This window comes from Leclercia adecarboxylata, assembly GCF_035787115.1.
Lineage (GTDB): Bacteria > Pseudomonadota > Gammaproteobacteria > Enterobacterales > Enterobacteriaceae > Enterobacter > Enterobacter adecarboxylatus_E.
In genome coordinates, this window is the sequence record NZ_JALKTL010000002.1 from 640206 (window position 1) to 664596 (window position 24391).

Here is a 24391-nt window from a genome sequence, read left to right on the forward strand (position 1 = left end):
CAAACGCCATGAGCGACGACAATTCACACAGTAGCGACACACCAAACAGCAAAAAAGGATTTTTCTCCCTCCTTCTGAGCCAGCTGTTCCACGGTGAACCTAAAAACCGTGACGACCTTCTGGAGCTCATCCGCGACTCCGGGCAGAACGAGCTTATCGATGAAGATACGCGCGAAATGCTCGAAGGGGTAATGGACATCGCTGACCAGCGCGTACGCGATATCATGATCCCTCGTTCGCAGATGATTACCCTGAAACGCAACCAGACGCTGGACGAGTGCCTCGATGTGATCATCGAATCGGCACACTCGCGTTTCCCGGTTATCAGCGAAGATAAAGATCACATTGAAGGGATTTTGATGGCCAAGGATCTGCTGCCGTTTATGCGCAGCGATGCCGAAGCCTTCAGCATGGAAAAAGTGTTACGCCAGGCGGTGGTGGTCCCGGAAAGTAAGCGGGTCGATCGCATGCTGAAAGAGTTCCGCTCTCAGCGCTACCACATGGCGATTGTTATCGATGAATTTGGCGGCGTTTCGGGCCTGGTCACCATTGAAGATATTCTGGAACTGATTGTCGGCGAAATTGAAGACGAATATGACGAGGAAGAGGATATCGACTTCCGTCAGCTGAGTCGCCACACCTGGACCGTGCGTGCGCTCGCCCCTATCGAAGATTTCAACGACACCTTCGGGACGCATTTCAGCGATGAAGAGGTGGATACCATCGGCGGGCTGGTGATGCAGGCGTTTGGTCATCTGCCGGCGCGTGGCGAAACCGTGGAAATTGACGGCTATCAGTTCAAGGTAGCGATGGCCGACAGTCGACGTATTATTCAGGTTCATGTCAGAATGCCGGAAGACGCTCCGCAACCCACACTGGATGATTGATTTAAATGGCATTTGCCCCCTTGCTTGAACGCCAGCGCACACGTCTGCTGCTGGCGCTAATCCTCGGAGCCAGCGGTACGCTGGCTTTTTCCCCTTACGACTTCTGGCCCGCGGCCCTTCTCTCCCTGATGGGTCTTCAGGGACTGACGCTTAACCGACGTCCTGTTCAGGCGGCGGCGATTGGCTATTTCTGGGGGCTGGGCCTGTTTGGCTCCGGTATTAACTGGGTTTACGTCAGTATTGCCCAGTTTGGCGGCATGCCTGGCCCGGTGAATGTCTTCCTCGTGGTGCTGCTGGCGGCATACCTCTCGCTCTACACCGGCCTGTTCGCCGGTATTTTGTCCCGTCTGTGGCCGAAAACCAGCTGGCTGCGGGTGGCTATTGCCGCCCCGGTGGTCTGGCAGATTACAGAATTCCTGCGCGGCTGGGTGCTGACCGGCTTTCCGTGGCTGCAGTTTGGCTACAGTCAGATTGATGGCCCGCTGAAAGGACTGGCACCGGTAATGGGCGTCGAGGCGATCAACTTCCTGCTGATGGTGGTGAGCGGCCTGCTGGTGCTGGCGCTGGTGCAACGCAACTGGCGACCGCTGGTGATAGCGCTGGTGCTCTTTGCCCTGCCTTTCCCGCTGCGTTATATCCAGTGGTACACCCTTGAACCAGAGCGCGCCACTCAGGTGTCGATGGTTCAGGGTGATATTCCCCAGTCGCTGAAATGGGATGAAGGCCAACTTATCAATACCCTGAAAATTTATCTGGATGCCACCCAGAAAGAGATGGGCAAATCCCAGCTGATTATCTGGCCGGAGTCGGCTATCCCGGATCTGGAGATCAACCAGCAGCGTTTTCTTACCATGATGGACAATCTGCTGCGTGCCCGAAACTCAACGCTGATTACCGGTATCGTTGATGCGCGGCTGAACAAGCAAAACCGTTACGACACCTACAACACTATCATTACCCTCGGGAAAGATAACCCGTACAGCTACGGCTCGGCGAATCGCTACAACAAGAATCACCTGGTGCCGTTTGGTGAGTTTGTGCCGCTGGAGTCGATTCTGCGTCCGCTGGCGCCGTTTTTCGATCTGCCGATGTCCTCGTTTAGCCGGGGCTCGTACGTTCAGCCTCAGCTGAGCGCGCACGGTTTTTTACTGACTGCCGCTATCTGTTACGAAATCATCCTCGGTGAGCAGGTACGGGATAATTTCCGTCCGAATACCGACTACCTGCTGACCATCTCTAACGATGCCTGGTTTGGTAAGTCGATTGGTCCGTGGCAGCACTTCCAGATGGCGCGGATGCGCTCCCTGGAACTCGCGCGCCCTCTGCTGCGTAGCACTAACAATGGCATTACCGCCGTGATTGGTCCGCAGGGTGAAGTTCAGGCCATGCTCCCACAGTTCACCCGTGACGTGCTGACGGCAAAAGTTACGCCGACCACCGGAATGACGCCTTATGCACGCACCGGCAACTGGCCGCTGTGGATCCTGACCGTGCTGTTCGGTTTTGGCGCCGTACTGATGAGTCTTCGTCAGCGTCGTAAGTAATTCCCACCCCTCTCCCTAACCCTCTCCCTAACCCTCTCCCCATAGGGGAGAGGGAATAGTCCTCGCACATTTGCCGCATCCTACTTTGCCTTTCTTCCTTGGCCTCTCAGGGCAGAGGATCAATTCTGGCACGCCTGTTGCTTTGTTTATTCACGTAAACGCGATTTGGCTTAATGTGCAACCTGGTCGCACCAGCGTAGTACACCGGCAGCACCGAAACGGTGCAATGGAAGATTTATGCCTCTGAATGGTGCGGCGCGCTTCGCAAAAATAAACAATAACGCAGCAAAATCTTTACATTAAGCCAAACTAAATGTTAACAAACATGTATAACACTGCACTCGTATCGCGCGAGCTATAACAACATCACACCGAATATCAATGCGTCTCTGGCGCTGATAAAAAAGGAGTTGGATATGCAATTACGTAAACTGGCCACAGCAATGCTGGTGATGGGATTGTCGGCAGGCGTCGTTCACGCCGAAGATGCTGCTCCGGCAGCAGGTAGCACCCTGGAGAAAATCGCTAAAAACGGCGTGATTGTGGTCGGCCACCGTGAATCCTCTGTTCCATTCTCATACTACGACAACACGCAAAAAGTCGTGGGTTATTCACAGGCTTACTCCAACGCGATCGTCGAAGCGGTGAAGAAAAAGCTGAACAAACCGAATCTGGAAGTGAAGCTGATTCCCATCACTTCACAAAACCGTATCCCGCTGCTGCAAAACGGTACCTTTGATTTTGAGTGTGGTTCCACCACCAACAACCTTGAGCGTCAGAAACAGGCTGCCTTCTCCGACACCATTTTCGTAGTCGGTACGCGTCTGCTGACCAAAAAAGGCGGCGAGATTAAAGACTTTGCCGACCTGAAAGGCAAAGCGGTGGTAGTAACCTCTGGTACAACTTCCGAAGTTCTGCTGCACAAGCTGAATGAAGAGAAGAAAATGGACATGCGCATCATCAGCGCGAAAGACCACGGTGACTCTTTCCGTACACTGGAAAGCGGCCGTGCTGTCGCGTTTATGATGGATGACGCTCTGCTGGCCGGTGAACGTGCTAAAGCGAAGAAACCGGACAACTGGGAAATCGTGGGTACGGCACAATCGAAAGAGGCCTACGGCTGCATGATGCGTAAAGACGATGCGGAATTTAAGAAACTCGTCGATGAGACCATCGCCCAGGTTCAAACGTCCGGTGAAGCAGAGAAATGGTTCGATAAGTGGTTTAAAAACCCAATTCCACCAAAAAATCTCAACATGAACTTTGAACTGTCGGACGACATGAAAGCACTGTTTAAAGAACCGAATGACAAGGCACTTAACTAATTAGAACCACTAAGGGGCGGGACCTCCTGCCCTCTCGATTGTCGGGAAGCGCGGACAGACTAAACGTTGAGTGGTCGTTCCCCACTCAGCGCGAACATTAAAGCTTCTCACCAATCTTCGAGGGTAGCGCTGCTACCCTTTTTTTTCCGGAGTTTACTATGTCAATTGACTGGAACTGGGGCATTTTTCTGCAGCAAGCCCCGTTCGGCAACACCACCTATCTTGGCTGGCTGTGGAGCGGTTTTCAGGTCACGGTCGCGCTGTCGATCACGGCCTGGATTATTGCGTTTCTCGTCGGCTCGTTGTTCGGTATTTTACGTACCGTACCTAACCGTTTTCTCTCTTCACTGGGTACCTGCTACGTCGAGCTGTTCCGTAACGTGCCGTTAATCGTGCAGTTCTTTACCTGGTATCTGGTTATCCCTGAACTGTTGCCGGAAGATATCGGCATGTGGTTCAAAGCTGAACTGGATCCGAACGTTCAGTTCTTTGTCTCCTCGATGCTCTGTCTGGGCCTGTTTACCGCTGCCCGTGTGTGCGAACAGGTGCGTGCGGCCATTCAGTCTCTGCCGCGCGGACAAAAAAATGCCGCGCTGGCGATGGGTCTGACCCTGCCGCAGGCTTACCGCTATGTGCTGCTGCCAAATGCCTATCGCGTGATTGTGCCGCCGATGACCTCGGAGATGATGAACCTGGTGAAAAACTCGGCCATCGCGTCCACCATTGGTCTGGTCGATATGGCCGCACAGGCGGGTAAACTGCTGGATTATTCCGCCCACGCGTGGGAATCCTTTACCGCCATTACGCTCGCGTATGTGCTGATTAACGCCTTAATTATGCTGGTGATGAACCTGGTCGAACGCAAAGTTCGCCTGCCGGGCAACCTGGGGGGCAAATAATGTACGAGTTTGACTGGAGTTCGATTGTCCCTTCTCTGCCCTATCTGGTAGATGGCCTGATCATTACCCTGAAGATCACCCTGACGGCGGTGATTGTCGGGATTGTCTGGGGCACCCTGCTGGCGGTGATGCGCCTGTCGAGTTTTAAACCTGTCGCCTGGTTTGCTACTGCCTACGTGAACGTATTCCGCTCCATCCCGCTGGTGATGGTGCTGCTGTGGTTCTATCTGATCGTACCAGGTTTTCTGCAGAATGTTCTCGGACTGTCGCCTAAATCCGACATCCGCCTGATTTCAGCGATGGTGGCCTTCTCCATGTTTGAGGCGGCCTACTATTCAGAAATTATTCGTGCCGGGATCCAGAGTATCTCCCGCGGGCAGTCCAGCGCCGCGCTGGCGCTTGGGATGACCCACTGGCAGTCAATGAAGCTCATCATTCTGCCGCAGGCGTTCCGTGCCATGGTACCGCTGCTGCTAACGCAGGGCATCGTGTTGTTCCAGGATACCTCGCTGGTGTATGTATTAAGCCTGGCAGACTTCTTCCGTACTGCCTCTACCATCGGCGAGCGCGATGGTACCCAGGTTGAGATGATCCTGTTCGCAGGTGCAGTCTATTTTGCAATTAGTTTAAGCGCGTCGCTGTTGGTCAGCTGGCTGAAGAAAAGGACAGTGTAATGATTTCCCTGAAAAATGTTTCTAAATGGTATGGGCACTTTCAGGTGCTGACCGACTGCTCAACAGAAGTAAAAAAGGGCGAAGTGGTAGTGGTTTGCGGGCCGTCCGGCTCGGGTAAATCCACGCTTATCAAAACCGTCAACGGCCTTGAGCCGGTGCAGCAAGGCGAGATCATCGTCAATGGCACTAAAGTCAATGATAAGAAAACCAATCTTGCGAAGCTGCGTTCTAACGTCGGGATGGTGTTCCAGCACTTTGAACTGTTCCCGCATCTGTCGATCATTGAGAACCTGACTCTGGCCCAGGTAAAAGTGCTCAAACGCGACAAGACGGCAGCACGAGAGAAAGGGCTGAAACTGCTTGAGCGCGTGGGTCTTTCTGCCCATGCCGATAAATTCCCGGCGCAGCTATCCGGCGGTCAGCAGCAGCGTGTGGCCATTGCCCGTGCGTTGTGTATGGATCCGGTCGCCATGCTGTTTGATGAACCGACTTCCGCCCTCGATCCCGAGATGATCAACGAGGTGCTGGACGTGATGGTCGAGCTGGCTAACGAAGGGATGACCATGATGGTGGTGACCCACGAAATGGGCTTTGCCCGTAAAGTGGCAAACCGCGTGATCTTCATGGATGAAGGAAAAATCGTAGAGGATTCTGCTAAAGAGGAGTTCTTTGCCAACCCGCAGTCTGACCGGGCCAAAGATTTCCTCGCCAAAATTCTGCATTAATCCCTCCGGTGCGTAATCGCCAGATTGCGCACCGCTTCACGCTTTTCATCTGTTTATCTCGTCTGCCTGCTTCTACGCGGTTAGCCTTGTCGCCTGACAACACAGAGAAATGGAGATTTCTATGGCACTGCCCATTATCCTTGATTGCGATCCGGGTCATGATGACGCGATAGCACTCGTGCTTGCCCTCGCCTCACCCGAACTGGACGTCAAAGCCGTTACCTCATCTGCTGGTAATCAGACGCCGGACAAAACCCTGCGCAACGTGCTGCGGATGCTGACGTTATTAAAGCGCACGGATATTCCGGTTGCCGGTGGGGCGGTTAAACCTCTTATGCGCGACCTGATCATTGCCGATAACGTGCACGGGGAAAGTGGTCTTGATGGCCCCGCCCTTCCTGAGCCGATTTTCGCTCCGCAGGCCTGCACCGCCGTGGAACTGATGGCCAGCGTTTTGCGTAAAAGCCCTGAACCCGTGACGCTGGTGGCAACCGGCCCGCAGACCAATGTCGCTCTGTTGCTAAATGCACACCCTGAACTGCACGCAAACATCGCCAGAATTGTCATTATGGGCGGCGCGATGGGGCTGGGAAACTGGACACCCGCAGCTGAATTCAATATTTATGTCGATCCTGAAGCGGCGGAAATTGTTTTTCAGTCCGGTATTCCGGTCGTCATGGCCGGGCTGGATGTGACGCACAAAGCGCAAATCATGAAGGAGGATATCGAGCGTTTCCGCACGATCAACAATCCAGTGGCGACGACAGTGGCAGAGCTGCTCGATTTCTTCATGGAGTATCATAAAACAGAGAAATGGGGATTCCAGGGTGCTCCTCTTCACGATCCCTGTACCATCGCCTGGCTGTTAAAGCCTGAAATCTTCACTACCCTGGAACGTTGGGTAGGGGTAGAAACACAGGGGAAATATACACAAGGTATGACGGTGGTTGATTACTATTTTCTGACAGGTAATACACCAAACACTACGGTTATAACCGACATAAATCGCCAGGCCTTTGTTGACTTACTGGCACAGCGTTTACATTTCTACGGGTAGTCGCTGCACTAAGGCTCCTGTTTTCCCTCCAGGGGCCTGAATTCATTAAATGATATAACGGTTCACATATAATTCAGGATGGCTGCCTAGCCGTTTCCAGTTTTTTTAGCTAGCATACCCCCCTTTTTAAGTACTCTTTAACGTTTTCTCAATGGCACAGGTCAGGGCATTATTATTTATCTGCGCTTAAAGAATTATTCAATATTCAGCGCATGATGTTTACGTTAATGTAACGTACTGCATTTGTTGTTTGTTTGAGAAGGACTCTCAATGTAAATAATGCAACTTTGCCGCCCTGTTTAATGAATCAAAATGGATATTGTTTCATGCTAAATAATAAATACCGTGTAACTGCCGGAATTATTCTTTTTACTGTATTCTGTCATCACACCAGCGCCAGCCCTTCAAGCCCGGCCTCTCATCAAACAGAACAAGATCGGGCGCGTGAAGCCGCACTTACGCCTCAACAGCAAAAATATATCTCTTCGCAAGTCGATTCTGACGCAGAGAAAATAGTTTTTCCTAAAGAAAAAAACTGCAAAATAATCGAAGAAGTCCATATTTCTTCCGAGGATAACAGGCTAACTCAAAAACTATTAGGTAAATTAACGCGGCAGGCGAAATTCCAGTGTCTTGGCATTGAGGGCATTCGTTTATTCAGCCGCGCCTTACAAAATGAGCTTATTGTAAGAGGTTATATTACTTCATTGATTGACATTCCATCGCAATCTCTGGAAAAGGGAGTCTTATACCTGACACTAACCTATGGCAAAATTGGCGAGATTGCATTTGCAAAGGATGAACCGGTAAACAAAACCAGCCTCTGGAACAACTTGCCATTTGCCAGGGGCGACATACTGCGCCTGCCGGATCTCGAACAAGGGATGGCAAACCTGCAGCGACTACCCGGTTCATCTGCCCATATGCGTTTGCTTCCGGGACAATATTATGCTGAAACCGATGTACGCCTGACCCGCAAACTGGGTAAACCCTGGCAGCTCGGCGCATGGCTTGATGATGCCGGCAGCCGGACGTCCGGCCGCTACCAGGGCGGCGGCGCGCTCTATCTTTATGATATGGCATCGCTTAACGATATTTTTTACGTAGCGGCAGGTGGCGATGTTGAATTTAACAGACACGAGAAAGGCAATGAAAACAGTAGCCTTTATTATTCCGTCCCCTTTGGATACTGGAACATCAGCCTGTATGCCACCCGTAGCCAATACCTTCAGCAGTTTCGTGGCCGTTGGTCATCAACCGATTATGAAAGTAAAAACCGGTACTACAGTGCGACCCTGTCGCGTCTGTTAGCTCAAACGAGAACCCATAAGACGTCGCTGGATGCGAAAATCTTTAAAAGCACCTCCCGCTATTATTTTGGCGGCAGTGAGCTAGGGGTGATGCGTAAGCAAAACCCGGGCTGGGATCTGACCCTCCGCCACCAGCATTATTTCGCCAGCAAAATTGTCGACGTCTCTGTAGGCATACAAAATCGGCTTCCCTGGCTCAGTTCAACAGCCACACCAGAAGAAAAAGCGGGACTGTTTGATAACGAATCCCGGGTTGTGCATGCGGATATTGAAGCTTATATGAAATTCGCCGTAACCGGCGATAAATTCACATGGGCACCGAAATTAAGCGCGCAATTCAGTCCAGATGAATTATCGAGTGATAATCAATTTAATATTGGTAACCGCTGGACGGTAAGAGGCTTTGACGGCGAGCAGTCATTGTCCGCGAACCAGGGTTGGTACTGGCGCAATGATTTGATTTGGGATATTCACCCCTCGGGCCACCAATTTTATACCGGCGCGGATATCGGCAGGCTGACCGGAAGCGAAAAATACAAGCAAGGGAAAGTGCTGGCTGGGACGGTGGCAGGCTTGCGAGGCGAGTTGTACGCAACACAATACGATTTATTTATTGGCACGCCATTATATAAACCTGCTGGCTTTCATTCACAACCTCTGAATATGGGGTTCTCATTACAATGGAGGTATTAGTCATCCCGATTTAACAATGCCACCCACAGCTTCTGTTTCGAATTTTATTATTTAAAGGAATAAATGAAATGTTTAAATTTAAAGTTTCTTATGTTGCGCTCGCAGCAGCGTTATCTGCAACTTACGTGCATGCCGATCCAACAACTTATACTCATCAGTCAGAAACAAAAATTATTGATATCGAAACCCCTAATGGTGCAGGGGTCTCGCATAACCTTTATCGTGATTTTAGCGTTGATGACAAAGGTCTCATCCTTAACAACAGTAGCGTCGACTATAACCACGACAAATTCGGGGGGATTGCAAAAAATAACAATCTTAGCGGCGGTAGCGCATCGGTAATCTTAAATGAAGTGATCTCTAAAACACCAAGTACGCTTAAGGGGTTTATTGAAGTCGGCGGTCAGAAAGCCGACGTGGTTATCGCTAACCCCAACGGTATTACCTGCTCTGGTTGCAGCTTTATCAATACCAATAAGGCACTGTTAACCACTGGCAAAGTAAACCTGACTGAGACTGGTTCTATCGGTAGCTATACCGTTACCACCGGTATTCTTAATGTGGGTAAAGAGGGTATGGATGCTTCCTCTTCATATGCCATTCTGCTGGCTGATGTGATTAACCTTAACGGCATGCTGAATGCGCAAAATGCTCAACTTAGTGCAGGAAATTTCACTGCGGATAACATTACTGGAAAGATCACCCCCGGAAGTAAAGAAACAACTTTCTTTAACAAATTATCCCCTACTTATAGCATTGATGTTAGTAGTCTGGGAGGAATTAAAGCGAACTCTATTACCATTGTGGGTAATAACCTTGGTTTCGGCGTACGCAATAAAGGGGCTATCGTTGCCAGCACGGGTCTTGCCATGACCAGTAACGGGACGCTGATTAACGAAGGTAGCATTACCGGGAATGGCCTCATCTCTAATTTAGCTTCCGCTGGGAATTTTACTAACAGCGGTACGCTTGCGACAAAATATGTATCGACGATCACCAGCTATGGGGCAGTCACTAACAGCGGTACCATTAAGAATGGTATGCAGATGGGTATCGTTGCGGCTGGAAACATTGACAATAGTGGTTATATCACATCAGAACAGACGCTAAACGTGGCCACAAATGGCAATCTTACAACGAAATACGGCTCCGTTATTCGGTCGGAAAACCTGTTGAATATTACTACGCTGGGCAACATCGATAACGGCGGCGGCATGCAGGGCAAACAAACCACCGTCAATTTTGGCGGTAGCGCGTTCAATGTGAGCGGCAATATTTCAGGATCAGATAAGCTATCGATCCTGGCGACAAAAAATAATGCCTCGACTTCAGGCAACATCTCCAGCTCAGGTACGATGTCAGGTCGTGACGTAGAGCTTGTCACCAAAGGTGCGATTAATTTGGCGGATACCAGTAACCTGAAGGTCAGCAACTCCCTTAATGCCAAAAGCTCTTCACTGTATAACGCAGGCTATATCACCGGGATAAACGGGCAATATGGCGATTTATTCTTCGATAATTCGACCAGCGAAAACAGCCTGACCGCAGGGATCTACGGCAAGTCAGTCACGTTCGACACCTGGAACGATATGTACAATTACGGTTTGATCCAGGGTTTCAATGATGTGGACATTAATACCCATTTCAATGGTGATTTGATCAACCGCGGCCGTATCTATACCGATAAGCTCACTATTTCTGCTGATAAAGTAAACAACGGCGGCTATCGCTGCGGCATTATGTTTTTAAAACTCTGCGGCGTCGGTACGCTTGACGCGAACAAGCTGGTACTGAATGCACGACATAACTATGCCAGTGAAATGGGGGGCGTCCAGAGAATCAAATCATTTGAAGTTAACACCGTGAAGTAAAGGCAGTAAAAACGATGCGCTAACCAGCGCATCGTTAATCCCGCAAGCCATCAGGGTTCAAACGGGCGACGCTGGAACTGATCGTGGCCGCACTTGGGACAAACCGGCAGCATATCCGGCGTGTAAACAGCCAGATGATAGTGACAGTTTTCACATACCAGATTCCCCAGTCCCACCACTTCTCCGCTGTGATAAACTCCATGGTGGTTAAGATCCTGGAACACCTCGCGCCACTCAAGTTGGGTTTTATCGGTAATATCAGCCAACTCCTGCCACAGGCTTTCTTTAATCACCCGCATAAACACGCTGTCGGCGACCTCGTTCTGGCTCTCTTCATAACTGCGGGCGAACTCTTCCAGATCGCGGCGAACCGCGCGAGTCACCTCTTCCACTTCGGTACGTGTTAACTCACCCGTTTGCATCACCCTGATGCGTGCCTGCTCGACGAGCGCGTCGATATCACGTTCACCATTACGCAAGCGTTCAGTCAGTGTGGCGACCAGTTCACGGTAAAATTGAGCAACCTTGTTCATCATTTTGCCTCCCGGGTAAGTAACTCTCTCTAATGATAGACCTTATTTCTCTTCCGCTTTGTCAGTTCATCCACAGTTAGCGTAAATTCATGGCAATCGCTTTTATGCTAAAGGCTGTTTTGACGCGGGCGTTTGGGCTATGCTATGCGGATCTGAAATACCACATCCATTGGCTACGTTTGTAGCTGTAATGAACACAGGACCACTGGCTGCCATGCAAGAGCAATACCGCCCGGAAGAGATAGAATCGAAAGTCCAGCAACACTGGGACGAGAAGCGCACTTTTGAAGTCACCGAAGACGAGAGCAAAGAGAAGTATTACTGCCTGTCGATGCTTCCCTATCCTTCTGGCCGACTACACATGGGCCACGTGCGTAACTACACCATCGGTGACGTGATCGCGCGTTATCAGCGTATGCTGGGCAAAAACGTCCTGCAGCCAATCGGCTGGGATGCGTTTGGTCTGCCGGCAGAAGGTGCGGCGGTAAAAAACAACACCGCACCCGCGCCGTGGACTTACGACAACATCGCCTACATGAAAAACCAGCTCAAAATGCTGGGCTTTGGCTATGACTGGAGCCGTGAGCTGGCAACCTGTACCCCGGAATACTACCGCTGGGAGCAGAAGTTCTTCGCCGAGCTCTACAAAAAAGGGCTTGTCTACAAGAAAACCTCCGCCGTTAACTGGTGCCCGAACGATCAGACCGTTCTGGCGAACGAACAGGTTATCGACGGTTGCTGCTGGCGCTGCGACACCAAAGTTGAGCGCAAAGAGATTCCACAGTGGTTTATCAAAATCACCGCTTACGCCGACGAACTGCTGAACGATCTTGATAATCTGGATCACTGGCCTGATACCGTTAAGACCATGCAGCGTAACTGGATCGGCCGCTCTGAAGGCGTAGAGATCACTTTCAACGTTGAAAACTACGATCAGACGCTGACCGTCTACACCACCCGTCCGGACACCTTCATGGGTGCCACCTACCTGGCCGTTGCCGCAGGTCACCCGCTGGCGCAGAAAGCGGCAGAGAACAATCCGGCACTGGCGACCTTCATCGACGAATGCCGCAACACCAAAGTGGCCGAAGCCGACATGGCAACGATGGAGAAAAAAGGCGTTGCGACCGGTTTCTATGCCACCCACCCGCTGACCGGCGAAGCGATCCCAGTCTGGGTCGCCAACTTCGTCCTGATGGAATACGGTACGGGCGCGGTAATGGCCGTTCCGGGTCACGATCAGCGCGACTACGAATTTGCCACCAAATACAACCTGGCGATCAAACCGGTTATCCTCGCAGCAGATGGCTCTGAGCCGGATCTCTCCGAACAGGCGCTGACCGAAAAAGGCACGCTGTTTAACTCCGGCGAATTTAGCGGCCTGAGCTTCAAAGAGGGCTTTAACGCCATCGCTGACAAACTGGCCGCGCTGGGCGTTGGTGAACGTAAAGTCAACTACCGACTGCGCGACTGGGGCGTTTCCCGTCAGCGTTACTGGGGTGCGCCAATCCCGATGGTGACGCTGGAAGACGGTACTGTTATGCCAACCCCAGAAGATCAGCTGCCGGTGATCCTGCCTGAAGACGTGGTCATGGACGGCATCACTAGCCCGATCAAAGCCGATCCAGAATGGGCGAAGACCACCGTTAACGGCCAGCCTGCGCTGCGTGAAACCGACACCTTTGACACCTTTATGGAGTCTTCCTGGTACTATGCGCGCTATACCTGCCCGCAGTATCAGGAAGGCATGCTGGATTCCAAAGCTGCCAACTACTGGCTGCCGGTGGACATCTACATTGGCGGTATCGAACACGCCATCATGCACCTGCTCTACTTCCGCTTCTTCCACAAGCTGATGCGCGACGCGGGCCTGGTGAACTCTGATGAGCCAGCGAAACAGCTGCTGTGTCAGGGCATGGTGCTGGCGGATGCGTTCTACTACGTGGGCGAAAACGGCGAGCGCAACTGGGTCTCTCCGGTGGATGCCATCGTTGAGCGCGACGAAAAAGGTCGTATCGTCAAAGCGAAAGATGCCGCGGGTCACGAGCTGGTGTACACCGGCATGAGCAAAATGTCGAAGTCCAAAAACAACGGCATTGACCCGCAGGTCATGGTTGAGCGCTACGGTGCCGATACCGTGCGTCTGTTTATGATGTTTGCCTCTCCGGCAGACATGACCCTCGAGTGGCAGGAGTCCGGCGTGGAAGGGGCTAACCGCTTCCTGAAACGCGTCTGGAAACTGGTTTACGAGCACACTTCCCAGGGTGACGCACCGGCGCTTGATATTGCGGCTCTGACTGAAGATCAGCAGGCGCTGCGTCGTGATGTTCATAAAACTATTGCCAAAGTGACCGATGATATTGGTCGCCGTCAGACCTTCAATACCGCAATTGCGGCTATTATGGAGTTGATGAACAAGCTGGCGAAAGCCCCGCAGGAAGGCGAGCAGGATCGCGCCATTATGCGTGAAGCGCTGCTGGCGGTCGTCCGTATGCTGAACCCGTTCACTCCACACGCCAGCTTCACCCTGTGGCAGGAACTGAACGGCGAAGGCGATATCGACAATGCGCCGTGGCCGGTGGCTGATGAATCCGCAATGGTTGAAAACACCACGCTGGTCGTCGTGCAGGTAAACGGTAAAGTCCGCGGTAAAATTACTGTTCCGGTTGACGCAACCGAAGAGCAGGTCCGCGAACGTGCCGGCCAGGAGCATCTGGTGGCGAAGTATCTCGATGGCGTTACCGTACGTAAAGTGATCTACGTGCCCGGTAAACTGCTGAACCTGGTCGTTGGCTAAGCGCGGGAGGAAGCGTGCGACAACTGGCAACATTACTGTTATCGCTGGCGGTGCTGGTCACCGCCGGCTGTGGCTGGCACCTGCGCAACACTACACAGGTGCCGGAACAGATGAAAACGATGATTTTCGATTCGGGAGATCCCAATGGTCCGCTTAGCCGTGCCATTCGTAACCAGCTGCGTCTTAACGGCGTTGAACTGATCGAAAAAGGGACGCTGCGCCAGGACATTCCGTCATTCCGTGTTCTGACTTCTACCCTGAGCCAGGATACTGCCTCCATCTTCCAGGATGGTCGCACAGCGGAATACCAGATGGTGATGGAAGTGCACGCAGCGGTTCTGATCCCGGGTAGCGATATTTACCCTATCAGCACCAAGGTCTACCGTTCGTTCTTTGATAACCCGCAGACTGCGCTGGCGAAAGACGCTGAGCAGACCATTATCGTTAACGAAATGTATGACAAGGCAGCGGAGCAACTGATCCGTAAGCTGCCGAGCGTCTATACCGCAGAAAAAGAGAATGACCGCAAGGCGACGCCTGCGGCATCCTCGCCTCGCGTCTCCACGACGCTGGGTCAGTAATGCTCAGGCTGTACCCTGAACAACTCCGCGCGCAGCTCAATGAAGGGCTGCGCGCGGCGTATCTGCTTCTCGGTAACGATCCGCTGCTGCTCCAGGAAAGCCAGGACGCCGTACGTCAGTTTGCGGCCACTCAGGGCTTTGAGGAGCATCACAGTTATACCCTGGATAACAGTACTGACTGGCAGGAAATTTTCTCGCTTTGCCAGGCCATGAGCCTGTTTGCCGCCCGGCAAACTCTGCTTATTCAGCTCCCTGAAAATGGTCCCAACGCGGCGATTAACGAACAGCTCGCCACGCTGGTTAGCCTGCTGCACAACGATCTGCTGCTGATTGTGCGCGGCAACAAACTGACTAAAGCACAGGAGAATGCCGCCTGGTTTACGGCGCTGGCTAACCATTCGGTGCTGGTAACCTGCCAGACCCCGGAGCAAGCCCACCTGCCCAAATGGGTGGCCGCCCGGGCGAAACAGCGCAATTTACAGCTGGATGACGCCGCTAACCAGCTGCTCTGTTACTGTTACGAGGGTAACCTGCTGGCCCTTGCCCAGGCCCTGGAGCGCCTGTCGCTGCTCTGGCCAGATGGCAAGCTGACCTTACCGCGCGTTGAACAGGCGGTTAACGACGCGGCACATTTTACCCCTTTCCACTGGGTCGATGCCCTGCTGTCCGCGAAGAGCAAGCGCGCCCTGCATATCCTGCAGCAGTTGCGACTCGAAGGCAGCGAGCCGGTCATTCTGCTGCGCACCCTGCAGCGTGAGCTGCTGCTGCTGGTGACCCTGAAACGTCAGTCAGTGCATACGCCGCTGCGCGCGCTGTTTGATAAACACCGGGTCTGGCAGAACCGCCGCGGCATGACCACCGAAGCCCTGAACCGGCTCAGCCCGGAACAGCTGCGTCAGGCCGTTCAGCTTCTGACGCGCACCGAACTGACTCTGAAACAGGATTACGGTCAGTCGATCTGGTCTGAGCTGGAAAGTCTTTCGCTGCTGCTGTGCCACAAGGCGCTGGCCGACATCTTTATAGAAGGGTGAGATGCATTCTTTACAGGCACTCTATGGCGGCACCTTTGACCCGGTACATTACGGGCATCTGAAACCGGTGGAAATCCTGGCCAACCAGACAGGCCTGCAGCGGGTCACGATTATGCCGAACAACGTGCCCCCCCATCGCCCGCAGCCAGAGGCCACCGCCGCCCAGCGCAAAAAGATGCTGGAGCTGGCGATTGCCGATAAGCCTCTGTTTATGCTTGACGAGCGTGAACTGCGCCGGGACAGCCCTTCATACACAGCGCAGACGCTACAGGCGTGGCGTAGCGAACAGGGGCCGGAGAAACCCCTGGCCTTTATTATCGGTCAGGACTCGCTACTCACTTTCCCCAGCTGGTATCAATATCAGACGATCCTTGATAACAGCCATTTGATTGTTTGCCGTCGGCCGGGTTATCCCCTGACGATGAAAGAGGAGCAGCACCAGCTATGGCTTGAGCGGCATCTTACGTATCAGCCAGAAGATCTGCACAGCTTGCCAGCCGGCAAAATTTATCTCGCAGAGACGCCGTGGTTTGATATTTCAGCGACGCTTATCCGCCAGCGTCTGCAGCAGGGGCTCCCCTGTGATGAAATGTTGCCGGCGGCGGTGCTGGAATACATTTACCAGCAGGGTTTGTATCAGAAAAGCGGCAACTGACCGGCCCCCTTAAGAAAAAGCGTGCCATTCGCGCTCCCGCCATTGACACCCCCATCCAGGCTGATATCCTCCGCTGCCAGACTTCCCGCCAGCATTGTTTTACAAAAACTGTTTTACAAAAATGGCGATGCAATCTCCGGCAGAGGGTGGGATGATACCCGCCTTCGCATGCCCGTCCGGTGACATTTGTCCCGACACTGCTGTCAGTTCAGGTATACTGTCTGGCTACGAATTTATAGTTGTTCAATCTCACTCTCCCAGGGGGAAAACTTGCAGGGTAAAGCACTCCAGGATTTTGTTATCGACAAAATTGATGACCTGAAAGGTCAGGACATCATCGCCATCGACGTTCAGGGCAAATCAAGCATCACCGATTGCATGATTATCTGCACCGGCACTTCTACTCGCCATGTTGCTTCCATCGCCGATCATGTGGTTCAGGAGTCTCGTGCTGCCGGCATGATGCCGCTCGGTGTCGAAGGCGAAGCCACCGCTGACTGGGTCGTCGTTGACCTTGGCGATGTAATTGTCCACGTCATGCAGGAAGAGAGCCGTCGCCTGTATGAGCTGGAAAAACTCTGGGGTTAATGCGTGAAGCTGCAACTGGTAGCCGTCGGTACAAAAATGCCCGACTGGGTACAAACGGGGTTTACTGAATATCTGCGTCGTTTTCCAAAAGACATGCCGTTTGAGCTGGTGGAGATCCCCGCTGGCAAACGCGGTAAGAACGCGGATATCAAGCGTATTCTCGATAAAGAGGGTGAACTGATGCTGGCTGCCGCAGGCAAAAACCGCATCGTCACTCTCGATATTCCGGGTAAACCCTGGGATACGCCGCAGCTGGCGCACGAGCTGGAGCGCTGGAAGCAGGACGGTCGCGACGTCAGCCTGCTCATTGGCGGTCCGGAGGGGTTATCCCCCGCCTGCAAAGCGGCAGCAGAACAAAGTTGGTCTCTCTCCGCGCTGACGCTCCCCCACCCGCTGGTCCGGGTCCTGGTTGCTGAAAGCCTCTATCGCGCGTGGAGCATCACGACCAACCATCCCTATCACCGTGAGTAATGATTAAGTCCTGGGTAGATTAAGCAGCGGATGAAACTACAGAATTCTTTTCGCGACTATACGGCTGAGTCCGCGCTGTTTGTGCGCCGGGCGCTGGTCGCCTTTTTGGGGATTTTGCTGCTGACCGGCGTGCTGATCGCCAACCTCTATAATCTGCAGATTGTCCGTTTTACCGATTACCAGACCCGCTCTAACGAAAACCGTATCAAACTCGTCCCTATCGCACCCAGTCGCGGCATTATCTATGACCGCAACGGTACGCCGCTGGCGCTGAACCGCACCATCTACCAGATTGAAATGATGCCGGAGAAGGTCGATAACGTGCAGCAGACCCTCGAGGCGCTGCGCAGCGTGGTCGATCTGAATGATGAGGATATCGCTACTTTCAAAAAAGAGCGTTCACGCTCGCATCGCTTTACCTCGATCCCGGTGAAAACCAACCTCACCGAAGTGCAGGTCGCTCGTTTCGCCGTCAATCAGTACCGTTTTCCCGGTGTGGAAGTGAAAGGCTATAAGCGTCGCTTTTATCCGTACGGCTCTGCGCTCACACACGTCATCGGCTATGTCTCGAAAATTAACGATAAAGACGTCGACAGGCTGGATAAAGACGGCAAGCTCGCCAACTACGCGGCGACGCACGATATCGGCAAGCTGGGTATTGAACGCTATTACGAAGACGTTCTTCACGGTCAGACCGGCTATGAAGAAGTTGAGGTTAACAACCGGGGGCGGGTGATACGCCAGCTGAAAGAGGTGCCGCCACAGGCCGGGCATGACATCTATCTGACGCTGGATCTCAAGCTCCAGCAGTATATCGAAACCCTGCTGGCAGGCAGCCGTGCGGCGATCATTGTTACCGACCCGCGTACCGGCAGCATTTTGTCGCTGGTCTCCACGCCGAGCTACGATCCGAACCTGTTCGTGGATGGCATCTCCAGCAAAGATTATTCGGGCCTGCTTAACGATCCCAACACGCCGCTGATTAACCGTGCCACCCAGGGTGTCTACCCGCCAGCCTCCACGGTTAAACCCTACGTGGCGGTGTCTGCGCTTAGCACCGGGGTGATTACCCGCAATACCGGCCTGTTCGACCCCGGCTGGTGGCAGCTGCCGGGCTCAGAGAAACGCTACCGTGACTGGAAAAAGTGGGGGCACGGTCATCTGAACGTTACCAAATCGCTGGAAGAGTCGGCGGACACCTTCTTCTACCAGGTCGCCTATGATATGGGCATCGATCGTCTGTCCGAATGGATGGGCAAGTTTGGCTATGGCCATTACACCGGTATAGATCTGTCCGAAGAGCGTTCCGGTAACATGCCAACCCGCGAGTGGAAGCAAAAACGCTTCAAAAAACCCTGGTACCAGGGGGATACCATTCCCGTCGGTATCGGCCAGGGTTACTGGACCGCAACGCCGATTCAGATGAACAAAGCGCTGATGATCCTCATCAACGATGGGGTGGTGAAAGTACCCCACCTGCTGATGAGCACCGTTGAAGATGGCAAAAAAGTGCCGTGGGCGCAGCCGCATGAACCGCCGGTGGGCGATATCCACTCCGGCTACTGGGAAATTGCCAAAGATGGCATGTACGGGGTAGCCAACCGCGCGAACGGTACGGCGCATAAGTACTTTGCCGGTGCACCCTATAAAATTGCGGCAAAATCCGGTACCGCGCAGGTCTTCGGCCTGAAGGCGAACGAAACCTATAACGCACACAAAATTGCTGAACGTCTGCGTGACCATAAGCTGATGATTGCATTTGCCCCTTATGAAAACCCGCAGGTTGCGGTGTCGATTATTCTGGAAAACGGCGGTGCCGGCCCCGCGGTCGGCACCATTATGCGCCAGATCCTTGACCACATTATGCTGGGTGACAACAACACTGATCTGCCGAGCGAGAGCCCGGCTGCCGCTGGCGCGGAGGACCAATAATCGTGACGGATAATCCGAATAAAAAATCGCTGTGGGACAAGATCCACATCGACCCGGCCATGCTGCTGATCCTGCTGGCGCTGCTGGTTTATAGTGCCCTGGTTATCTGGAGCGCCAGTGGCCAGGATCTCGGGATGACTGAACGTAAGATCGGCCAGATCACTATGGGTCTGGTGATCATGGTGGTGATGGCGCAGATCCCGCCGCGCGTCTACGAAGGCTGGGCACCCTATCTCTACATCTTCTGTATTATTCTGCTGGTGGCGGTAGATGCCTTTGGGGCAATATCCAAAGGCGCGCAGCGCTGGCTCGATCTGGGTATCGTACGTTTTCAGCCCTCAGAGATTGCGAAAATTGCCGTCCCGCTCATGGTGGCACGCTTCATCAACCGTGATGTTTGTCCGCCATCGCTGAAAAACACCGCTATCGCGCTGGTGCTGATTTTCCTGCCCACGCTGCTGGTTGCGGCTCAGCCAGACCTCGGCACATCGATTCTGATTGCCCTCTCAGGCCTGTTCGTGCTGTTCCTCTCCGGGCTGAGCTGGCGGCTTATCGGCATTGCCGTGGTGCTGGTCGCCGCCTTTATCCCGATTTTATGGTTCTTCCTGATGCATGATTACCAGCGTCAGCGCGTCATGATGCTGCTCGATCCGGAGAGCGACCCGCTCGGAGCAGGCTATCATATTATACAGTCGAAGATTGCGATCGGCTCTGGCGGCCTGCGCGGTAAAGGCTGGCTGCACGGTACGCAGTCGCAGCTTGAGTTCCTGCCGGAGCGTCACACCGACTTTATCTTCGCGGTACTGGCCGAAGAGTTAGGCCTGGTCGGCATTTTGATTCTGCTGGCGCTGTACCTGCTGTTGATCATGCGCGGGTTGTGGATAGCCGCCCGCGCGCAAACCACCTTTGGCCGTGTTATGGCCGGTGGCTTGATGTTGATTTTATTCGTTTATGTTTTCGTAAATATTGGTATGGTGAGCGGTATTCTGCCGGTCGTAGGCGTACCGCTTCCACTGGTGAGCTACGGAGGCTCGGCCCTGATTGTACTGATGGCCGGGTTCGGGATCGTCATGTCGATCCACACACACAGAAAAATGTTGTCAAAAAGCGTATAAGGGGCACGCAATGCGTAAGCAGTGGTCTGGGATCTGCATCGCAGTGAGTTTACTGGCAGCCTGTACAAGCGACGATGGTCAGCAACAAGCGACCGTCGCGCCGCCGCAGCCAGCAGTATGTAATGGTCCGGTGGTTGAGATCAGCGGAGCCGATCCACGTTTTGAACCGCTGAGCGCCACCGCGAATCAGGATTACGAACGTGACGGTAAAAGCTACAAAATCGTTCAGGATCCTTCCCGATTCAGTCAGGCAGGCCTGGCGGCCATTTATGACGCCGAGCCGGGAAGTAACCTGACCGCATCCGGTGAACCCTTCGATCCGATGCAGCTTACGGCTGCGCACCCGACCCTGCCGATCCCGAGCTATGCGCGTATCACTAACCTGGCGAATGGCCGAATGATCGTGGTGCGTATTAACGACCGTGGCCCTTACGGCAACGACCGCGCAATCTCGCTTTCGCGCGCTGCGGCCGACCGCCTGAACACCTCAAATAACACCAAAGTGCGGATCGACCCGATTATTGTCGCTCAGGACGGATCCCTGTCCGGCCCGGGTATGGCCTGTACTACCGTGGCAAAACAGACCTATGCCCTACCCGCCCGCCCGGATCTGAGCGGCGGAATGGGTAGCGCCTCGTCTCCTTCCGAGCCGATGCCTGTGCAGGGTGACGTGCGCGCCATCAGCAATGACACGCTGAAAACCGAAGACAGTATGGGCGCACCGGTGAGCAGCAGTGGCTTCCTTGGTGCACCCACCACTCTTGCCGCGGGCGTACTTGAAGGTAGCGAGCCGCCAGCGCCACAGCCGGTGGTCACCGCGCCGGTGAACCAGACGACGCCGGTCACGTCACCTGTCTCCGCCCCGACCCAGGCTCCGGTATCGGCCCCCGTTTCTGCACCCACGCAGGCCGGTGGTTACGTGGTTCAGGTTGGCGCGGTCAGCGATCAGGCCCGTGCTCAACAGTACCAACAGCGTCTCGGCCAGCAGTTTGGCGTGCCGGGTCGCGTTGAGCAAAATGGCGCGGTATGGCGTATTCAGCTAGGCCCGTTTGCCAGCAAATCTGAGGCCGCTGCCTTGCAGCAACGCCTGCAGAATGAAGCGCAGTTACAGTCCTTTATTGCTGTTTCAAAATGATTAATCGGCGGTATCCGAATTGTCAGTATTTGTCATGCTGATTCACATTCTCATGCTGAAAGTCGGATGCCTGCCTGTATAGCATTTGCTATAGTAAGGCACTTTTTTTAATTCCATCACGGATGTCGTTGTTCTGACCATGAAGACCACTTTCTCCGCTCGTTTTATGCAGCGCATGGCGCTCACTACGGCGCTTTGCGCAGCCTCGCTCTCTGTTGCTCACGCCGATGACCTGAATATCAAGACCATGATCCCGGGCGTTCCGCAGATCGACGCGGAATCCTACATCCTGATCGACTACAACTCCGGCAAGGTATTGGCAGAACAGAACGCGGATGCACGACGCGATCCGGCCAGTCTGACCAAAATGATGACCAGCTATGTCATCGGTCAGGCCATGAAAGCAGGTAAATTCAAAGAGACCGACCTCGTCACCATCGGCAACGACGCCTGGGCAACCGGCAACCCGGTATTCAAAGGCTCATCTCTGATGTTCCTGAAGCCTGGCATGCAGGTCCCTGTCTCTCAGCTGATCCGTGGCATCAACCTGCAGTCCGGTAACGATGCGTGCGTGGCAATGGCGGACTTCGCGGCAGGTAGCCAGGATGCCTTCGTCGGCCTGATGAACAGCTACGTTAGCGCGCTGGGTCTGAAAAACAGCCACTTCCAGACGGTTCACGGCCTGGATGCTGAAGGTCAGTACAGCTCTGCGCGCGATATGGCGCTGATCGGCCAGGCGCTGATCCGTGACGTACCGAACGAATACACTATCTATAAAGAAAAAGAATTTACCTTTAACGGTATCCGTCAGACCAACCGCAACGGCCTGCTGTGGGATAACAGCCTGAACGTTGACGGCATCAAAACCGGTCACACTGATAAAGCCGGTTACAACCTGGTTGCCTCGGCGACGGAAGGTCAGATGCGCCTTATCTCTGCCGTTATGGGCGGCCGCACCTTTAAAGGACGTGAGGCCGAGAGCAAGAAGCTGCTGACCTGGGGCTTCCGCTTCTTCGAAACCGTGAATCCACTGAAAGCAGGTAAAGAGTTCGCCTCTGAGCCGGTCTGGTTTGGTGATAACGATCGCGCCTCACTGGGCGTCGATAAAGATCTTTATCTGACCATCCCGCGTGGACGCATGAAAGACCTGAAGGCCAGCTACGTGCTGAACTCCAGCGAGCTGCACGCCCCGCTGCAGAAAAACCAGGTTGTCGGCACCATCAACTTCCAGCTCGATGGTAAAACCATCGATCAGCGCCCACTCGTGGTGCTGGACGAAATCCCGGAAGGTAATTTCTTCGGCAAAATCATTGATTACATTAAATTGATGTTCCATCACTGGTTTGGTTAAGAATTGAACACTTGAAAGTGTGATTTCCGTCCCCATATACTATGTAACCTGATAACTCCCACCCGATGTGGGAGTTATTATTTTTTTGACGTACTGCCGGAGCTCCCATGAAAACCAAACTTAACGAACTGCTTGAATTCCCTACTCCTTTTACTTACAAAGTAATGGGGCAGGCGTTGCCTGAGCTGGTTGATCAGGTGGTTGAGGTGGTACAGCGCCATGCGCCAGGTGACTACTCTCCGACGGTGAAACCCAGCAGCAAAGGTAACTACCACTCCGTATCTATTACCATCACTGCGACGCATATTGAACAAGTCGAGACCCTGTATGAAGAGCTCGGCAACATCGATATCGTACGTATGGTGCTGTAACGCCTTTCGGTTACCCGCATCGCCGGGTAACCTGCTTCCTCTCTGTGATATACTCCCCGCTACCGTTTGTCCTATCGTTCGGAGATAGCGTTTTGTATCAGGATACCCTTCTCGTTCGCCAGCTTGGGTTGCAGCCCTATGAGCCGGTCTCCCGGGCTATGCATGATTTCACCGACACACGTGACGAGAACACGCCCGATGAAATCTGGCTGGTAGAGCATCCCCCCGTATTCACTCAGGGCCAGGCGGGCAAAGCTGAGCATCTGTTGATGCCAGGCGACATTCCGGTTATCCAGAGCGATCGTGGCGGGCAGATTACCTATCACGGACCGGGTCAACAGGTGATGTACGTTCTGCTCAACCTGAAGCGCAGGAAGCTCGGGGTGCGCGAACTGGTGACGCTGCTGGAACAGACGGTGGTCAACACCCTGGCAGAATTCGATATCGATGCGCACCCGCGTGCGGACGCGCCCGGGGTTTATGTCGGCGAAAAGAAAATTTGCTCCCTTGGCCTGCGAATTCGTAAAGGGTGCTCTTTTCATGGCCTGGCCTTAAATATCAATATGGATCTTTCGCCTTTCCAGCGTATCAATCCATGCGGTTATGCCGGGATGGAAATGGTGCAAATGCGCCAGTGGGTAGAGGGCATAACGCCTGAAATTGCACGACCGCATTTAGTTAATGCCTTTTTAGCGCTGCTTAACAATCCACCTCACAAATATATTGCTGCTTAATTAGTATTCCCGATTGGCTCATTTATTTAATGAGCCACTCTTATTTACAGCTTTCAGACTTAACAATAATCCATAATTTCTATATTTTCAAAACGCCTGCATCACGTCCGCG

22 protein-coding genes are annotated in these 24391 nt (G+C 53.3%); 21 read left to right on the plus strand and 1 reads right to left on the minus strand.

Going from position 1 to position 24391, the window contains the following annotated elements; all coding sequences use genetic code 11:
- The first annotated feature begins 8 nt into the window (after positions 1-8).
- The 9 genes from corC to MXM41_RS10560 all read left to right on the plus strand — a co-directional run bounded on the left by corC (position 9) and on the right by MXM41_RS10560 (position 10985).
- Positions 9-887 carry a CNNM family magnesium/cobalt transport protein CorC gene (corC, locus tag MXM41_RS10520; RefSeq protein ID WP_325931820.1) on the plus strand — a complete coding sequence of 293 codons (879 nt, stop codon included), beginning with the start codon at positions 9-11 and terminating at the stop codon, positions 885-887.
- Between the two features lie 5 nt (positions 888-892).
- On the plus strand, positions 893-2431 hold the full coding sequence (lnt, locus tag MXM41_RS10525) for an apolipoprotein N-acyltransferase (RefSeq protein ID WP_325931822.1): 1539 nt from the start codon (positions 893-895) through the stop codon (positions 2429-2431).
- Positions 2432-2847: 416 nt separating this feature from the next.
- Positions 2848-3756, plus strand: a complete 909-nt coding sequence (locus MXM41_RS10530) for an amino acid ABC transporter substrate-binding protein (RefSeq protein ID WP_325931824.1) — start codon at positions 2848-2850, stop codon at positions 3754-3756.
- Positions 3757-3914: 158 nt separating this feature from the next.
- Complete coding sequence (gene gltJ / locus MXM41_RS10535; RefSeq protein WP_325931826.1) at positions 3915-4655, plus strand: glutamate/aspartate ABC transporter permease GltJ; 741 nt, start codon at positions 3915-3917, stop codon at positions 4653-4655.
- Positions 4655-5329: a glutamate/aspartate ABC transporter permease GltK gene (gene gltK, locus MXM41_RS10540; RefSeq protein ID WP_325931827.1), complete on the plus strand. Its 675-nt coding sequence runs from the start codon at positions 4655-4657 to the stop codon at positions 5327-5329. Before gltJ ends, gltK begins: the two co-directional genes overlap by 1 nt.
- Positions 5329-6054 carry an amino acid ABC transporter ATP-binding protein gene (locus MXM41_RS10545; protein ID WP_325931830.1) on the plus strand — a complete coding sequence of 242 codons (726 nt, stop codon included), beginning with the start codon at positions 5329-5331 and terminating at the stop codon, positions 6052-6054. Before gltK ends, MXM41_RS10545 begins: the two co-directional genes overlap by 1 nt.
- 121 nt (positions 6055-6175) lie before the next feature.
- Positions 6176-7111 (plus strand): pyrimidine-specific ribonucleoside hydrolase RihA, encoded by a 936-nt coding sequence (rihA, locus tag MXM41_RS10550; protein WP_325931832.1) that lies wholly within the window; start codon positions 6176-6178, stop codon positions 7109-7111.
- Positions 7112-7437: 326 nt separating this feature from the next.
- Complete coding sequence (locus MXM41_RS10555; protein ID WP_325931834.1) at positions 7438-9114, plus strand: ShlB/FhaC/HecB family hemolysin secretion/activation protein; 1677 nt, start codon at positions 7438-7440, stop codon at positions 9112-9114.
- 68 nt (positions 9115-9182) lie between these two features.
- Positions 9183-10985, plus strand: coding sequence for a filamentous hemagglutinin N-terminal domain-containing protein (locus tag MXM41_RS10560; RefSeq protein WP_325931836.1), 1803 nt, complete (start codon positions 9183-9185; stop codon positions 10983-10985).
- Between the two features lie 50 nt (positions 10986-11035).
- On the opposite strand, the gene MXM41_RS10565 is transcribed toward MXM41_RS10560, so the two are convergent.
- A complete protein-coding gene (locus MXM41_RS10565) occupies positions 11036-11518 on the minus strand; it encodes a zinc ribbon-containing protein (protein ID WP_325931923.1) in 483 nt (160 codons plus the stop codon).
- Between the two features lie 214 nt (positions 11519-11732).
- On the opposite strand from MXM41_RS10565, the gene leuS reads away from it, so the two are divergent.
- The 12 genes from leuS to lipB all read left to right on the plus strand — a co-directional run bounded on the left by leuS (position 11733) and on the right by lipB (position 24279).
- Complete coding sequence (gene leuS / locus MXM41_RS10570; RefSeq protein ID WP_325931838.1) at positions 11733-14315, plus strand: leucine--tRNA ligase; 2583 nt, start codon at positions 11733-11735, stop codon at positions 14313-14315.
- A 14-nt stretch (positions 14316-14329) separates the two neighbouring features.
- Positions 14330-14896, plus strand: a complete 567-nt coding sequence (gene lptE / locus MXM41_RS10575; protein ID WP_325931840.1) for an LPS assembly lipoprotein LptE — start codon at positions 14330-14332, stop codon at positions 14894-14896.
- Positions 14896-15927, plus strand: a complete 1032-nt coding sequence (holA, locus tag MXM41_RS10580) for a DNA polymerase III subunit delta (protein ID WP_325931842.1) — start codon at positions 14896-14898, stop codon at positions 15925-15927. The genes lptE and holA overlap by 1 nt, the downstream gene beginning before the upstream one ends.
- 1 nt (position 15928) lies before the next feature.
- Entirely contained in the window at positions 15929-16582 is a 654-nt protein-coding gene (gene nadD / locus MXM41_RS10585) for a nicotinate-nucleotide adenylyltransferase (protein ID WP_325931844.1), read from the plus strand.
- A 270-nt stretch (positions 16583-16852) separates the two neighbouring features.
- A complete protein-coding gene (rsfS, locus tag MXM41_RS10590; protein ID WP_103178668.1) occupies positions 16853-17170 on the plus strand; it encodes a ribosome silencing factor in 318 nt (105 codons plus the stop codon).
- Between the two features lie 3 nt (positions 17171-17173).
- Positions 17174-17641: a 23S rRNA (pseudouridine(1915)-N(3))-methyltransferase RlmH gene (gene rlmH / locus MXM41_RS10595; RefSeq protein WP_003858701.1), complete on the plus strand. Its 468-nt coding sequence runs from the start codon at positions 17174-17176 to the stop codon at positions 17639-17641.
- 30 nt (positions 17642-17671) lie between these two features.
- Complete coding sequence (mrdA, locus tag MXM41_RS10600) at positions 17672-19573, plus strand: peptidoglycan DD-transpeptidase MrdA (protein ID WP_325931847.1); 1902 nt, start codon at positions 17672-17674, stop codon at positions 19571-19573.
- Between the two features lie 2 nt (positions 19574-19575).
- Complete coding sequence (mrdB, locus tag MXM41_RS10605; RefSeq protein ID WP_039031364.1) at positions 19576-20688, plus strand: peptidoglycan glycosyltransferase MrdB; 1113 nt, start codon at positions 19576-19578, stop codon at positions 20686-20688.
- Positions 20689-20698: 10 nt separating this feature from the next.
- Complete coding sequence (gene rlpA / locus MXM41_RS10610) at positions 20699-21823, plus strand: endolytic peptidoglycan transglycosylase RlpA (protein WP_325931848.1); 1125 nt, start codon at positions 20699-20701, stop codon at positions 21821-21823.
- A gap of 139 nt (positions 21824-21962) precedes the next feature.
- On the plus strand, positions 21963-23174 hold the full coding sequence (dacA, locus tag MXM41_RS10615; RefSeq protein ID WP_325931849.1) for a D-alanyl-D-alanine carboxypeptidase DacA: 1212 nt from the start codon (positions 21963-21965) through the stop codon (positions 23172-23174).
- Between the two features lie 107 nt (positions 23175-23281).
- Entirely contained in the window at positions 23282-23545 is a 264-nt protein-coding gene (gene ybeD, locus MXM41_RS10620; RefSeq protein WP_003022706.1) for a DUF493 family protein YbeD, read from the plus strand.
- A gap of 92 nt (positions 23546-23637) precedes the next feature.
- Positions 23638-24279, plus strand: coding sequence for a lipoyl(octanoyl) transferase LipB (gene lipB / locus MXM41_RS10625; protein WP_325931850.1), 642 nt, complete (start codon positions 23638-23640; stop codon positions 24277-24279).
- Positions 24280-24391: the final 112 nt, after the last annotated feature.